Annotated in this window: 1 protein-coding gene; it reads right to left on the reverse strand. The window is 55.8% G+C overall.

Annotated features, from left to right (window positions below; genetic code table 11):
- Positions 1-176 (reverse strand): SRPBCC domain-containing protein (locus MXD62_RS40330; RefSeq protein ID WP_368862354.1); only part of this gene is annotated, 176 nt, incomplete at its 3' end.
- Between the last annotated feature and the right edge of the window lie 75 nt (positions 177-251).

A 251-nucleotide genomic window follows, 5' to 3' on the forward strand; every position in this document is an offset into this window, starting at 1 on the left:
GTCTGGATTTCTTTTAGATGGTCGGCAAGGCAGTCCCAGGTTTCGGTCATCCCTTCGATTAGGCCCATGTCCAGTGTTGCCTTGAGGGCCTCGGCCGACGCAAATTCAGCGCGGTTAATGAGTTTCGTCTTGCCTTCATGTTCGACGAACGTCAGCGTTATCAGCAGCTCCGGCATACCCTCGACCGCGTTGCCTTCCTTTCGGCCCCCACCAGCGCGACAAGTGCTCAGCAAACGGGAGTGATATCAGAT

The organism is Frankia sp. Mgl5 (assembly GCF_023242985.1).
In the GTDB taxonomy this organism is placed as follows: domain Bacteria; phylum Actinomycetota; class Actinomycetes; order Frankiales; family Frankiaceae; genus Parafrankia; species Parafrankia soli.